This is a genomic window from Nesterenkonia muleiensis (genome assembly GCF_003600155.1).
GTDB lineage: Bacteria > Actinomycetota > Actinomycetes > Actinomycetales > Micrococcaceae > Nesterenkonia > Nesterenkonia muleiensis.
Map to the genome: position 1 here is coordinate 65,288 of NZ_QWLD01000024.1, position 13,144 is coordinate 78,431.

Consider the following 13,144-nt stretch of genomic DNA (forward strand, 5'->3'; position numbering starts at 1 on the left):
GCGAAATCCTTTCCGGGACTCCGGTCAGATGCCTTGGCCGCGAAAGCAAGGACACGTCCGTCTTCGCGCACGGGGATTCCAGAGGGCTGAGCCCCTCACTCAACCACGAGGCTCAGCCGTGGTGCCTCACAGAACCGACAGGACCAGGGGCTGATGACAGTTGCGAGTGGATGGAGGGAGCCCACCTTCGAGGGACAAGGCGGCATGGGCGCCTACTTGCCTATGTCACGCAATAGATGCTACATTCACGTGACATTTTGTCACGCAATAGACAGCGTCTATGCGTGTCATTGGTTCAATGACCTACGAACGAAGGGCCCGATGATCGTGAATCGCAAACAGACGTGCGCTCTACGGAGCATAAGGCGGCAAAGGCGAAACCACGCTGACGCAACCGCCACCATCACGGCGGCTGCGTCAGCGCTCTCTCCCCGGAGCGCGTGCTGATGTTCGGCATCACTATGGGCACCTACATAGCGTTTCTGATCGCGACGTTTGTGATCGTGATCGTCCCGGGCCCTGACCATGTGTATCTCGGTGCGGTTGCGCTGCGGGATGGCCGCCGAGCAGGCATCATTGCCACCACGGGCATGGCGTTGTCAATGACGATCCACACGCTCATCGCCGTCACCGGCCTCGGCGCGGCGCTCGCCGCGATTCCCGCAGCCCTCGACCTGGTCCGCGTCGGCGGGGCCTTATTCCTCATCTGCCTCGGCATCGCCACACTGCGCAAGCGATCGGATTCCGCTCAACAGAAGCCACCGCCCTCAGGGGGTGTGCTCACACGCGCCATGGTCGTTAACCTGACCAACCCAAAGATCGCGCTCTTCTTCCTCGCGTTCCTGCCGCAGTTCGTCGCCCCTGACTCCGGGACAGTGCCACTGCAACTACTGATCCTCGGCTTGTCCTTCGTGGTCCTCGGTTTCATCGTGGACGCGATATACGCAATCGGCGGCGCAATGGCCGGTCGATTCCTCACCGCACGCGGTACGCGTGCGCGGCCGCTCACCGCCGTCAGCGGCATCGTCTACCTGGGACTCGCCGCGATCATCCTCGCCTCCCTGGCATTCGACAGCGCCTCGTTGCCTGGCGGCTGACCGCCTGAACCCTCTGACAAGCCAGACCGCGTCACGTGACTTACACTAAGTACGCGTGACTGACAGCAGATCGGCCCAGGCGGAGGCACTGTGACTCAACAAACCCACTACGAGGTGCATCCGCTCCCGCTTGCCGCGCTCGTCCATCTCATCAATGAGTGGGGAGACATCCCCCGCGCTGAGGCCGGTGAATCTGAGAGCCACCACCCACAACCAGAGGCACTCCGTGAGCTGGAACCGGGACCATGGAACCGTACCGGGCTCTTCGATCTGCCGACGCTGATCGACGCGGCCAACCGACTCTATCCGCTCTTCAGTAGAAGCTCGCCAGAAGAACGTGCCGACCACATCAATCACCTCATTCACGAGACGGCGATGCATCCAGTCCTCACAGCCGATGGGTGGTCAATACGTGAGATATGGCGCTCCGGCCGTCCGCAACGCCGGTTACTGGCGGGGGCCACACTCACCCTCATCAAACAACTGCGCTACGATCCCGACGCACGACGTCTGGGCACCTGCCACGGCGATGCCTGCGCGGACGCCTACATAGACCAGTCAGCAGCAGGGCGCCGCCAGTTCTGCTCGCTGACCTGTCAAAACAGACACCGCACACGCGCCTACCGCGCCCGGCGCCGGGCAGATCACAGCTGACCCATTCATCCTCACTCGTCCCCTAGAGACTTCTCATATCGGGTGTTTTCGAGTAAAAGGACTACGGTGGCCCCTGCACGACTCGAACGCAGCGGGTGATAAGTTCCGGCCTCCCATCGCTTGGGAACTTGGCGGAAGCATGAAAACACCCACCATCTCTCGGTCCATTACTCCGCAGGCCGAGCGTCTCACACGCTGCTGCTAACCTGATGCGCCACGGCCATGCTTCAACGCAGAGGGCACAGCATAGAACGCATAGAGAACCTAGCGCAGGGAGTCTCTACCCTGAAATCTCGAAGACTCTCTGCTGGACAATTATGATCGCAAAGCTGGAACCAAGTCGATCGCAAAAAAATGGTACTCAAATGATCGCAAAAACGGTCTTATGACGACATGACCGAGCACAGACCCCGGATGGCAGACTCCCTCATCGAGCGTACGCTGCACACATTCGGAGCAGTCATTCTCCGGGCCCGCATGCTGTGGAAAAACAACTTCAGGCCTACACTTCTCCACCAGCTATGCACACAGCGACGGAGTCAACGTCATCGCACTGAGCCATCTGACTCCCCGACCGCCAAGTACCCACCGGGTAACTGTCGTTTATTGCAGGCTGCCCGAATCACCGACCCAGGGGAAGCCTTCAGGGTTCTTCCCCTCACGGGCTGAGACGGTGGCAAGATCGTGGAATCGCGGTGTCATCGGCAGGTTCTTCGGTGTTACTAGCACCTCGGCCACCACTGGCACGGTCTCTGTACTGACCCACTGGCATTCGGCGATGGGGCCCAGAACCGGGTCTGTGTGTGATGGCATACGGAGGAAATGGTCGCGGGCAAGCGCGTAGACCGCCCCAGCGCCCAGGGGAGCTGTGCCGTCGTCGTTCTTCCCATACGAAAGAAAGATCCTCCGCTGCATTCTTTGCCCAGAAGAGCGCAACGGGTAGAAGCAGGCGTTCAGGAACTGTGGGCATGCGGCAGACCGGATGGCGTAGGCGATAGCCCACGTCGGATCCTCAGTGGCAAATATCGCCGTGCGCTTCGAAAACTCATCGTGACTGAAATCCAGAGGCGCTCTTGGCGTCAGCTCTGAAAGACCCGGGGTCCGAGAACCATGCAAGAGGAGATCATCGGAAGCTACCAGCTCAGCCAGCTTGGTCCAGGTAGTGTCACCGGAGACAGGAGCCGGCACATGCCAGGGTTCATCCACAACAGCTCGCCTCCTCATCACATGCCGTTGCCGACCAGCCGAGCCCATGCACCTTTATGTGACTTGCGGACTTTCGTCCGCAACAAGTTGTTCTTATCCTACTCAGCTGAGCGCCTCGACTCGTGCTGAGCTTCTGAAGTGCCCGCACCCACTAAAGTGCCAGTAGACCCCACTCGTTATTTACACTTTCTCAAAAACTGCAAGTCAGATAGGTCTTGTGCTGACACTTCATGTCCCGCCCACGGGCCGCGAGCATCATCATTGGCGCGCCCAGAGCGATGGGATGACAGGGCGACGACGCCTCGCTTCTACCTCCGGTCCCTATGCATCAGCAGTCCCCGCCCCGATCGCGGCGTTGAGGATGGCCCTTCCCCCAGAGCTGGCGGCGGATCTGGATGAGGCGACGATGGCGCTGAGCGGGTTCGATCACCATGCCCAGAAGACCCTGTCCACCGCCAGCGCTGCCCTGGGACCGATGAGTTCGATATTGCTGCGCACGGAGTCGGCGTCGTCCTCCCAGATTGAGAATCTTACGGCCTGCGCACGCCAGCTCGCACTGGCGGAACTGGAACGGAGCAGCAGTCAGAACGCGCGAATCGTGCGAGGCAATGTTCACGGGATGGACGTGGCCCTCCAGCTTGCTGACCGGCTGGATGAAGACGCCATTCTGGCCATGCAGCGCATCCTGGTTCAGGAACAGTCAGGCTCTGAGGACTACGCGGGACAATGTCGCGACTCTCTCTTACGGGTGGGGACCTCTGTCCTCTCTCCTATCGGCGCCAGCCACATTGCCCCCCAGGCTGAATACATCGCACTTGTCATGCAGGACCTTGTCGAATTCATGCGGCGCATGGATCTACCCGTGCTCCTGCAGGCCGCGCTGGCCCACGCCCAATTCGAGACGACCCACCCCTTTGCGGATGACAACGGGAGGACCGGCCGCGCACTGATCCACGCCCTACTCAAGGGTAAGGGCCTGGTCACCACCACAACAGCACCGCTGTCGGCAGGACTGCTGAAGCGCACCTCTGCGTACTTCGACTCACTGACTTCCTTCCGGGACGGTGAGGCCGGCCCTCTGGTGTTCTGCTTCGTGGAAGCGGCACTGTTCGCTGCGTCCTCGGGCACCAGACTGGTCAATGATCTGAACGCCGAACTCGCCGCATCGGCCGAGGAGCTGGCTGACCTGCGGCCTCAGGCCTCAGGCCTCAGCATGGAGGGTGCTTCCCCATCTAGTGGCCCACCCGGTGATCAACGCGGCATTCCTGAGAAAGCAGCTGGGGCTCAACGAGGTGACAGCGCAGAGAGCCCTCACGCAGCTGGCGGAGCATGGAGTGCTGGAGGAACGCTCCGGCTTGAAGCGGAATCACGTTTACCAGCACCAAGGGATCCTGAACGTACTGGATGCCTACGCACAGCAGCTGCACCGAGACTGAAACCTATCCACGCGCCACTGCGCCATCATGACGGCAGAGAACCTGGGGCGCTTCATGCTCCATCCAACTCAAGATGAGTCTCCAATCAGGTATGAGCTTCCAGTGGAGGGCGTGGTCATCGGAGAATCCTGTGAGGCCAGTACCCACGAGCTCGCCTTCGGTAGATGAAATCCCCGTGGAGACCTCAGTCTGCAGTAATCAGGCTAGAAGCCCTGCTAATGTCGGCATAGAGCGTCTGCAATTATCCGGATAGACGCCCTGCATTAGTCGGCTTTGAGGTAGCATCGCAACATGGACACTGCCCAAATAGTCGGGCGTGAATACCACCCCCGAGTCATCGATACCGTGCTGCAGCACTCACTCGAAGCAGCCGGAGCCGTTGTGATAGAAGGCGCGCGCGCCAGTGGCAAGACAATGACAGCTCTGCACGCAGCAAACTCCTACGTTTTCGTCGATGATCCTGAAGTACAGACACTAATAGAGGTTGCGCCACGCTCACTCCTTAACGGGGAAGCGCCTCGTCTGCTTGACGAATGGCAGATCGCTCCCGAACTATGGAATCTTGTCCGTCGCGCCGTCGACTCCGAAAGCGAACCTGGCCGATTCATTCTCACCGGATCGGCGCTCCCTGCCGACGACATCACCCGTCACACCGGCGCCGGGCGATTCCTGCGCCTACGCGAAAGGACGATGTCATGGTGGGAAAAGCTAGAGGCTCCGACGGGAGCCGTGAGTCTTTCCGACCTCTTCGACGGTAAACTCCCTCCAAACGATCTCGCTGCTGCTCCCGATCTAGATAGCGTCATCGACGGAATCCTCCTACCGGGCTTCCCTGCGATGATCACACTGACCCCCGGTCAGTCTGCAGCGCGTCTTCGCGGGTACATCGACGACTTGACGCGAACCGACCTCCGACGCATTGCAGACATCAGACACGAACCCGTAGTGATCAAACAACTCATCGCAGCACTTGCCCGGTCCGTTGCTTCTGAAGTTACCTATAAAACCCTCGCCACGGACATTCGCTCAGTCGCTCCCAGAATCAATGTAGAGACCATCAGCAATTACGTCGATCTACTCCAGCGACTTTTCATCGTGGAGGCACAGCAGCCGTGGAGCCCCGCACTGCGGTCCCGTGCGAGAGTTCGCACTTCACCAAAGCTCCACCTGGTCGATCCGGCCTTCGCCGCCGCCGCTCTCGGTGCGGGGCCGGCACAACTCAGAAAAGACCTAAATACGCTCGGGGTTTTGTTCGAAAGCGCTGTGATCCATGATCTGTCCGTGCTCACCTCACCTCTAGGCGGCGAAGTCAGCCACTATCGCGATTCAAACAATAAAGAGATTGACGCCATCGTTTCTCTGCCCGATGGTCGCTGGGGTGCTGTCGAGGTCAAGCTCGGAGGTAGGCAGTTCGCCGCTGGCGCTGAGTCTCTTGATGCCGTCATCACTCAGATCGATACAGAGAAGATGGGCGATCCCGCATTTCGGCTCGTTGTCACCGGGACAGGCCCCATCCTGGTGACCGACAGCCGAACCATTACAGCACCTCTTACCGCCCTAGCGCCCTAATCACGCGTGTCCGACGTGGGTAGTTGGGTAGTATCTGACACCCCACAGACCGCGCCCCGCCCTCACGGACGGGGTTGCGGGCGTGAAAGACAAAGAACCCGCTGCCAACCTCTTCACTGCCCCTCAAGGCAGCGTCGTCCTTGAAGGAAAATGGCTGCATCGCGTCTTCCGACCAGCCCTGAAACAGGCGGGCATCGCTGAGCCCAAGGACTACCGAATCCACGACCTCAGACACACGTTCGCGTCCCTCAACGCCAAGAATGGAATCTCGCCCAAGGAGCTTCAACGCGTTCTGAGCCATAAGACACTGGCCATTACCACCGACACCTACATGCACCTGTACGAAGACGACTTCGGCGATCTCCGGGAGTCCCTTGACAAGGCAATGCACCAACTTGCGCAAGCAACCCAGGAACCCGAACCATCGACCTGAACCATCACCTTAGCTCCTCCCGGGTGCACCCAGGGTGTACCGATGGATCTCAGCGGAACTAGCTGAGCACTCAATGGTCCTGCAGAATCACGCCTGACCTGGGGTTTTAGTGGTGGGCCCTGCGGGGCTCGAACCCGCGACCAGCGGATTAAAAGTCCGATGCTCTACCAACTGAGCTAAAGGCCCTGGTCTCTGAAAGATTTCGGCCGGAAAAGGCCAGAGTCCATGATATCTCACCTGACCCGTCAATCCCTAAGAACAATGGTTCAGCCAGCGGAGTGACTATCATGGCCAGACCATGAGCAACACACCCCGCTACCGCCGCCCGGCCTACTCCGACCCCTTCGTCTTCGACCAGCGCGAAGGCGGGGCCGACCCTGCCCTGATCTCCCAGGCTGCCCATGACAGCGCCCACGCCCTGATCAGCCAAGGGCGCGACGCCGCAGACCCAGAAATCACCGAACGCTTCGTCAAGCTCGCCGAAACGGAGGGAATCGAGGCCATCGCCGAACTCTGGGGACATTCTCCAGCCCGGTCCCTGGCCGGTGCGCTGTGGCGCATCTACGCCCTGCGCGCGGCGGTCCAGAAGTCCCCGGAGAGGATGAGCGAGTACTACCGCCTGGGCCGCAGCCATTCCGCCCCCTCGGCGATCGCCGGAGCCGCCGAACCGCCCACCGCCGATGAAATGTCCCGGCTGGCCGACCAGATCCTTGCCGGGATGTACGCCGGAGACATCGATGTGGCGTTCGACCGGGCCGGGGCCTTCTGCCGGGTCATCGCCCGCGGCCAAGCGCTGTGGGCAGACAGTCGGCACGTGGACCACCAGGAGGCCAAGACTCTCACCGAGAAGGCTAATCAGCTGGTCCGCACCGCTGAGGAATTGGAGTCTTCCGCCCGGGCCCAACGCGCCGGCACCCTGGACTGAGGACTCCCACATCCATTGCCGGCATGTTGCAATGTACTCACACCGCGCGTGCAGATTGGGACTGATCACCTTGCCGCCGTAATATATCCTCCACCGCGCCGCACCGGCGCTCGCACCACCACTCACACCACAGGAGATCTCCGATGAGGCCATTCAACCCCAAAGCCGTATTCAGCCTTGCCGCTGTCGGCGTGCTCGCGCTCTCAGCATGCGGCGAAGCCCCCGATGACGAACCCGAGGACGACGACGCCGGAGAAGCTGCCGAAGAGGTCGACTACACCGCCTGTGTGGTCTCCGACGACGGCGGCTGGAACGACCAGTCCTTCAACCAGTCCGCCTACGCCGGCCTGCAGAGCGCAGTAGACGATTTCGGTATCGACCACAATGAGGCCGAGTCCAACTCAGAGGCCGAATTCGGCCCCAATGTGGACTCCATGGTCCAGGCCGGATGTGACATCACCTTCGGTGTGGGATTCCTGCTGGCTGAAGCGATCAGCGAGGCTGCGCTGGAGAACACCGACACCACCTTCGCCTTGATTGACGAATGGGTCCCCGAGGAACCGGAGAACGCCAAGCCTCTGGTGTTCAACACCGCTGAGGCTGCCTACCTGGCAGGCTATGTGGCCGCCGCGGTCAGCGAGACCGGCACCGTCGGCACCTGGGGCGGACTGCAGATCCCGTCAGTCACAGTGTTCATGGACGGCTTCGCCGACGGTGTGGACCGCTACAACGACGACAATGATGCCGACGTCGAACTGGTCGGCTGGGACAAGGACGCTCAGGACGGCTCCTTCTCCGGCAGCTTCAGCGACCAGACCGCCGGCGCCACACTGACCGAGCAGCTCTTGGCCCAGGATGCCGACATCATCATGCCGGTGGCCGGCGCTTCCGGACTCGGTGCGGGTCCGGCCCTGGAAGAGGCCGGCGGCATGATGATCTGGGTCGACTCCGATGGTTATGAGTCCACCGAATACGGCGACATCATCCTGACCTCGGTGCTCAAGGAGATCAGCCAGGCTGTCTACGACACCATCGAGGAGGGCATCAACGACAGCTTCAGCTCGGAGCCCTACGTGGGCGATCTGGAGAACGAGGGCGTGGGCCTGGCGCCGTTCCACGACTTCGAGGACGAGGTTCCCGATGAGGTCAAGGACACGATCGAGGAGCTGACCGAGGAGATCGTCAGCGGCGAGACCACCGTCGAGTCTGAGAACTCCCCGTAACCGGCACGCGCTCACCCATTCGTCGAGGAGACAAAGCCGAATGAAGCTGCAGCTCACAGGCGTCACCAAACGCTTCGGCGCCTTCACCGCCAATGATCAGATCGATCTGACGGTGGAGCCCGGAGAGATCCACGCCCTGCTCGGTGAGAACGGTGCGGGTAAGTCCACGTTGATGAACATCATCTATGGGCTTTACTCCCCCAATGAGGGACAGATCCTCCTCGACGATGAACCCGTCAGCTTCGACGGGCCCGGCGACGCCGTGGAGGCCGGGATCGGCATGGTACACCAGCACTTCATGCTGATCCCGGTCTTCAACGTCACCGAATCAGTCATGCTCGGCTTCGAACCCACCAAAGCGGCCGGGCTGATCGACTTTGCCCAAGCCCGGCGCCGGGTGGAGGAGATCTCTGCCCGGTTCGGGTTCGACGTCGACCCCGATGCCATGATCGAAGAGCTGCCGGTCGGTGCCCAGCAGAGGGTGGAGATCATCAAGGCGCTCTCCCGGGACGCGAGAGTCCTCATCCTCGATGAGCCCACCGCCGTGCTCACCCCTCAGGAGACTGACGAGCTGATTGACATCATGCGTCAGCTCAAGGAGGCCGGCACCTCGATCCTGTTCATCACCCATAAGCTCCGCGAGGTCCGCGCGATCGCCGACCGGATCACCGTGATCCGGCGCGGCAAGGTGGTCGGCGAGGCCACCCCAGAGTCCACCGAGACCGAGCTGGCCAGTCTCATGGTCGGCCGCGAAGTCAGCCTCACCACGGAGAAGGAACCTGCCCAGCCCGGGCAGACAGGGTTCTCCGTCAAAGACCTCACCGTGATCTCCAGCAGTGGAAAAGTCATGCTGGACAAGGTCAGCATGGAGATCGCTCGCGGCGAGATCCTGTGTGTGGCCGGTGTGGACGGCAACGGCCAGACCGAACTCGCCGAGGCCATCCTCGGCATCCGCGAAGCCGTCACCGGGACCATCACCCTGGACGGCACCGACCTGAGGAGAATGAGCGTCAAGGAACGGCTCAACGCCGGCATAGGCTTCGTGCCCGAGGATCGCTCCACCGACGGGGTGATCGCGGGGTTCTCCATCACTGAGAACTTCGTCCTCGACCAGTACGACCAGCAGCCCTACTCCAACGGCATCAGCATGAAGCACGATGTCATGCGCGCCGCCGCTGCAGAGCAGACCTCCCGGTTCGACGTCCGGCTGGGCACAGTCGATGACCCCATCTCCACGCTCTCCGGCGGCAACCAGCAGAAAGTGGTGCTCGCCCGGGAGATGAGCCGCGACATCCGGCTCTTCGTGGCCAGCCAGCCCACCCGGGGCCTGGACGTCGGCTCCATCGAGTTTGTCCACCGCACCATCATCGAAGAACGCGACAACGGCACACCCTGCCTGATCATCTCCACCGAGCTCGACGAGGCGCTCAACCTGGCCGACCGGATCGCCGTGATGTACCGCGGCAAGATCATCGGCATCGTCCCCGGAGGCACTGACCGTGATGTGCTGGGCCTGATGATGGCCGGTGTGCCCGCAGACGAGGCGCAGGTGCAGGCCCAGGATCACCACACCATCCTCGGCGAAGCCGACACGGGGGCAGAAGTATGAGCGAGAAGAAACCGGACACCCCAGAAACGCCGGCAACCAGCCCCGGCGGCGCCCTGAAGGAAGCCGAGTCACGGCTGCACTATGCTCTGCGCCAGCTCTCCCAGGCCTCCTGGGTGATCACAGTCCTGGCGATCGTCGTGGCACTGGTGGTCGGTGCGGTGCTGATTCTGGCCACCAACCCACAGGTCCAAGCCACCGCGGGGTACTTCTTCGCCCGTCCCGGAGACTTCTTCCTCACCAGCTTCGAGGTCATCCGGGACGCCTATTCAGCCCTGTTCCGCGGGGCGGTCTACGACTGGCAGGCGGCCACCGGCCAGCGGTCCATCCGCCCGATCACCGAAACCCTGGTCAACGCTGTGCCGCTGATTCTGGCCGGGCTGGGCATCGCCATCGGCTTCCGGTCCGGGATGCTGAACATCGGTGGTCAGGGGCAGATGATCCTGGGGGCCACCTTCGGCGCCTTCATCGGCTACGCCTTCAGCCTGCCGCTGGGCGCTCATCTGCTTCTGGCGCTGCTGGGCGGCGTGCTCGGCGGTGCCATCTGGGGCGGGATCGCCGGTGTGCTGAAAGCCAAGACCGGTGCGAACGAGGTGATCGTCACGATCATGCTCAACAACATCGCGCTGTATCTGCTGGCCTGGCTGCTGCGCCAGCAGTGGTTCGTCCAGACCGGCTCCAACCAGCCCATCACCGCCCCGGTGGACGAATCCGCCCGACTCTTCGGACTGCTTGGCTCCGGGTTCCGCCTCCACGCCGGGATTTTCATTGCCATCGCGGCCACCGTCTTCGTCTGGTGGCTGCTGGAGCGATCCACATTGGGCTTCGAGTTCCGCGCCATCGGGGAGAACCCTGAGGCAGCCCGCACGGCCGGGATCAACGTCCCCAAAGCCACCGCTCTGGTGCTGATCATCGGCGGCGCGCTCTGCGGTCTGGGCGGCGCCGCTCACCTGCTGGGCACCGAGTACCGGCTGGCCGCCGGCATTGCCGGTACCCTGGGCTTCGACGCCATCACTGTCGCCCTGCTGGGCCGCTCAAGACCACTGGGCACCTTCCTGGCCGGGCTGCTCTTCGGCGGGCTTCGCGCAGGCGGTGTGCTCATGCAGACCCAGACCGGCACCCCGGTGGATATTGTGCTGGTGCTGCAGTCTGTGATCGTGCTGCTGATCGCCGCCCCTCCCCTGGTCCGTGCGATCTTCTTCCTGCCCAACCCGGACGGCAGCCCGAGAAGAAAACGACGGCGCCGCAGCAAGAACGGAGAAGCTGGCAGTGATGGTCAGCGTGAGCTGGCCGAGAGCAGAGGCGGCTCTGCCGCCGGGGCCAACACTAGGGAGGTGACCTCATGAGCGAACAGGTCACCTCGCAGGAGACCACTGCGGTTCAGGCTGAGCCTCTTCAGCAGGCCGAGGCACAGCTCCAGCCGGTCAAATGGAAGTTCCCCATCACCTACGCGCTGCTGGCGCTGCTCTCCCTGGGTGTCTTCACACTGTTGAGCCCCAGCGGCGCGGTCACTCAGTTCCGGCTAGCCACCGCCACCGACTTCATCACGCTTCCCGCAGTGGAGGCTCCCTCCTTCGCCACCGCACTGGTGCTCAGCCTCCTCCAGCTGGGGCTGGCCGCGCTGGCCATATTCGCTGCAGCGCGCCGCATCAGGCTCGGCATCTGGCACCCAATGCTCTTCGGCACACTGTTTGTTCTGGCATTCCTGGTCTACGCAGGAGCCGGACGCGGTGCCTTCATCCCCATGGTGACACTGCTCTCCGGGGCCCTGATGCTCTCAGTGCCGCTGATCTTCGGTGCCATGTGCGGTCTGGTCGGCGAGCGCTCCGGCATCATCAACATCGCCATTGAAGGGCAGCTGCTGGCCGGTGCTTTCCTGGCCGCGGTGGCGGCGTCGTTCTTCACCTCAGCCTATGTGGGGCTGCTGGCCGCTCCGTTCGCCGGCGCCGCCGTGGGCGGCCTGCTGGTCTGGTTCTCGGTGAAGTACCACGTCAACCAGATCATCGTGGGTGTGGTGCTCAATGTGCTGGTGATCGGGCTGACCAGCTTCTTCTACTCGACTGTGCTGACCCAGGACCCAGGACTGTGGAACGCCCGCCAGCAGCTTCCCCGGCTGCCGATTCCGGGGCTGAGCCAGATCCCGGTGATCGGCCCGGTACTGTTCAACCAGACCATTCTGGTCTATCTGATGTACATCATTGTGATCGCTCTGAACATCTTGGTCTTCAAGTCCCGCTGGGGGCTGCGGATGCGCGCAGTGGGCGAGCACCCCAAGGCCGCTGACACCGTAGGCATCAATGTTCCACGCACCCGGGTCATCAACACAGTGTTGGCCGGCGGGATAGCCGGGCTGGGCGGGGCTTACTTCACCGTCGGCCAAGGGTTGGCGTTCGGGCAGGAGATGTCTGCCGGGCAGGGATTCATCGCGCTGGCAGCGATGATTCTGGGCCGGTGGAGACCCAAGGGCGCGCTGTTCGCCGCGCTGCTGTTCGGGTTCTCCACCTCCGTGGGGCAGACGCTTTCGGCCATCGGCACCCCGGTGCCCTCAGAGATGCTGCTGATGCTGCCGTATGTGATCACCATCTTCGCCGTGGCCGGGTTCGTCGGCCGTGTCCGGCCGCCGGCGGCCGAAGGCGTGCCGTACATCAAGTAGATGCCCCTGACGGCCTGTCGAGATCTGTTGCGTCCGGTGGCGGCTCGCAAACAGCGCAAGTGATGCACAACTGCGCGCTAAATAACCCGCGCACAAGATCATAGCCTGCGGTGTTTCAGGTTGGGCGCACCAGCGTCTGATGCATTTGACCTGCTGGGGGGTGCCCCGGCACACTGGCATGCAGGTGTCGGGCTGCAGGTAACCCCCGGGCTCCAACCTTTAGCCGCTTCGAGCGGCCACGCGCCGTGAGGCGTTCCCAGCCCGACACCACCCCACAGTGCTGGTCCCGCTGGCGGGCAGAGCCCGCTCAGCTCTCGGCCGACTTACGCCGGCCATCACACC

Annotated in this window: 11 protein-coding genes and 1 tRNA gene; 10 read left to right on the forward strand and 2 right to left on the reverse strand. The window is 62.4% G+C overall.

Going from position 1 to position 13,144, the window contains the following annotated elements; translation table 11 throughout:
• Positions 1-446 precede the first annotated feature (446 nt).
• Together DVO78_RS07780 and DVO78_RS07785 are read left to right on the forward strand one after the other, a co-directional pair.
• A complete protein-coding gene (locus DVO78_RS07780; protein ID WP_120004251.1) occupies positions 447-1,097 on the forward strand; it encodes a LysE family translocator in 651 nt (216 codons plus the stop codon).
• A gap of 90 nt (positions 1,098-1,187) precedes the next feature.
• The gene (locus tag DVO78_RS07785; RefSeq protein ID WP_120004252.1) at positions 1,188-1,751 is read left to right on the forward strand and encodes a CGNR zinc finger domain-containing protein; all 564 of its coding nucleotides are present in this window, start codon (positions 1,188-1,190) and stop codon (positions 1,749-1,751) included.
• Positions 1,752-2,354: 603 nt separating this feature from the next.
• Here DVO78_RS07785 and DVO78_RS17510 read toward each other — a convergent pair.
• The gene (locus DVO78_RS17510) at positions 2,355-2,666 is read right to left on the reverse strand and encodes a hypothetical protein (protein WP_157983926.1); all 312 of its coding nucleotides are present in this window, start codon (positions 2,664-2,666) and stop codon (positions 2,355-2,357) included.
• 574 nt (positions 2,667-3,240) lie between these two features.
• Here DVO78_RS17510 and DVO78_RS07795 point away from each other — a divergent pair.
• The 3 genes from DVO78_RS07795 to DVO78_RS07805 all read left to right on the forward strand — a co-directional run bounded on the left by DVO78_RS07795 (position 3,241) and on the right by DVO78_RS07805 (position 6,395).
• A complete protein-coding gene (locus DVO78_RS07795) occupies positions 3,241-4,470 on the forward strand; it encodes a Fic family protein (RefSeq protein ID WP_238385196.1) in 1,230 nt (409 codons plus the stop codon).
• Positions 4,471-4,684: 214 nt separating this feature from the next.
• Positions 4,685-5,962 carry an ATP-binding protein gene (locus DVO78_RS07800; protein ID WP_120004254.1) on the forward strand — a complete coding sequence of 426 codons (1,278 nt, stop codon included), beginning with the start codon at positions 4,685-4,687 and terminating at the stop codon, positions 5,960-5,962.
• Between the two features lie 82 nt (positions 5,963-6,044).
• Positions 6,045-6,395 carry a tyrosine-type recombinase/integrase gene (locus DVO78_RS07805; protein ID WP_157983927.1) on the forward strand — a complete coding sequence of 117 codons (351 nt, stop codon included), beginning with the start codon at positions 6,045-6,047 and terminating at the stop codon, positions 6,393-6,395.
• A gap of 110 nt (positions 6,396-6,505) precedes the next feature.
• Here DVO78_RS07805 and DVO78_RS07810 read toward each other — a convergent pair.
• A tRNA-Lys gene (locus DVO78_RS07810) sits at positions 6,506-6,581 on the reverse strand.
• 112 nt (positions 6,582-6,693) lie between these two features.
• On the opposite strand from DVO78_RS07810, the gene DVO78_RS07815 reads away from it, so the two are divergent.
• The 5 genes from DVO78_RS07815 (at position 6,694) to DVO78_RS07835 (ending at position 12,802) form a co-directional block, all read left to right on the forward strand.
• Positions 6,694-7,320, forward strand: a complete 627-nt coding sequence (locus tag DVO78_RS07815; RefSeq protein WP_120004256.1) for a hypothetical protein — start codon at positions 6,694-6,696, stop codon at positions 7,318-7,320.
• A 143-nt stretch (positions 7,321-7,463) separates the two neighbouring features.
• A complete protein-coding gene (locus DVO78_RS07820) occupies positions 7,464-8,543 on the forward strand; it encodes a BMP family lipoprotein (protein WP_120004257.1) in 1,080 nt (359 codons plus the stop codon).
• A 40-nt stretch (positions 8,544-8,583) separates the two neighbouring features.
• Entirely contained in the window at positions 8,584-10,152 is a 1,569-nt protein-coding gene (locus DVO78_RS07825) for an ABC transporter ATP-binding protein (RefSeq protein ID WP_120004258.1), read from the forward strand.
• Positions 10,149-11,495, forward strand: coding sequence for an ABC transporter permease (locus DVO78_RS07830; RefSeq protein WP_120004259.1), 1,347 nt, complete (start codon positions 10,149-10,151; stop codon positions 11,493-11,495). The genes DVO78_RS07825 and DVO78_RS07830 overlap by 4 nt, the downstream gene beginning before the upstream one ends.
• Complete coding sequence (locus DVO78_RS07835) at positions 11,492-12,802, forward strand: ABC transporter permease (protein WP_120004260.1); 1,311 nt, start codon at positions 11,492-11,494, stop codon at positions 12,800-12,802. The genes DVO78_RS07830 and DVO78_RS07835 overlap by 4 nt, the downstream gene beginning before the upstream one ends.
• Positions 12,803-13,144 lie beyond the last annotated feature (342 nt).

Excerpts from the sequence above, each read along its gene's own strand:
- DVO78_RS07780 (WP_120004251.1), top strand. The coding sequence starts at position 447 with ATGTTCGGCATCACTATGGGCACCTACATAGCGTTTCTGATCGCGACG.
- DVO78_RS07825 (WP_120004258.1), top strand. The coding sequence starts at position 8,584 with ATGAAGCTGCAGCTCACAGGCGTCACCAAACGCTTCGGCGCCTTCACC.
- DVO78_RS07815 (WP_120004256.1), top strand. The coding sequence starts at position 6,694 with ATGAGCAACACACCCCGCTACCGCCGCCCGGCCTACTCCGACCCCTTC.
- DVO78_RS17510 (WP_157983926.1), bottom strand. The coding sequence starts at position 2,666 with ATGCAGCGGAGGATCTTTCTTTCGTATGGGAAGAACGACGACGGCACA.
- DVO78_RS07800 (WP_120004254.1), top strand. The coding sequence starts at position 4,685 with ATGGACACTGCCCAAATAGTCGGGCGTGAATACCACCCCCGAGTCATC.
- DVO78_RS07795 (WP_238385196.1), top strand. The coding sequence starts at position 3,241 with ATGACAGGGCGACGACGCCTCGCTTCTACCTCCGGTCCCTATGCATCA.
- DVO78_RS07820 (WP_120004257.1), top strand. The coding sequence starts at position 7,464 with ATGAGGCCATTCAACCCCAAAGCCGTATTCAGCCTTGCCGCTGTCGGC.
- DVO78_RS07830 (WP_120004259.1), top strand. The coding sequence starts at position 10,149 with ATGAGCGAGAAGAAACCGGACACCCCAGAAACGCCGGCAACCAGCCCC.
- DVO78_RS07835 (WP_120004260.1), top strand. The coding sequence starts at position 11,492 with ATGAGCGAACAGGTCACCTCGCAGGAGACCACTGCGGTTCAGGCTGAG.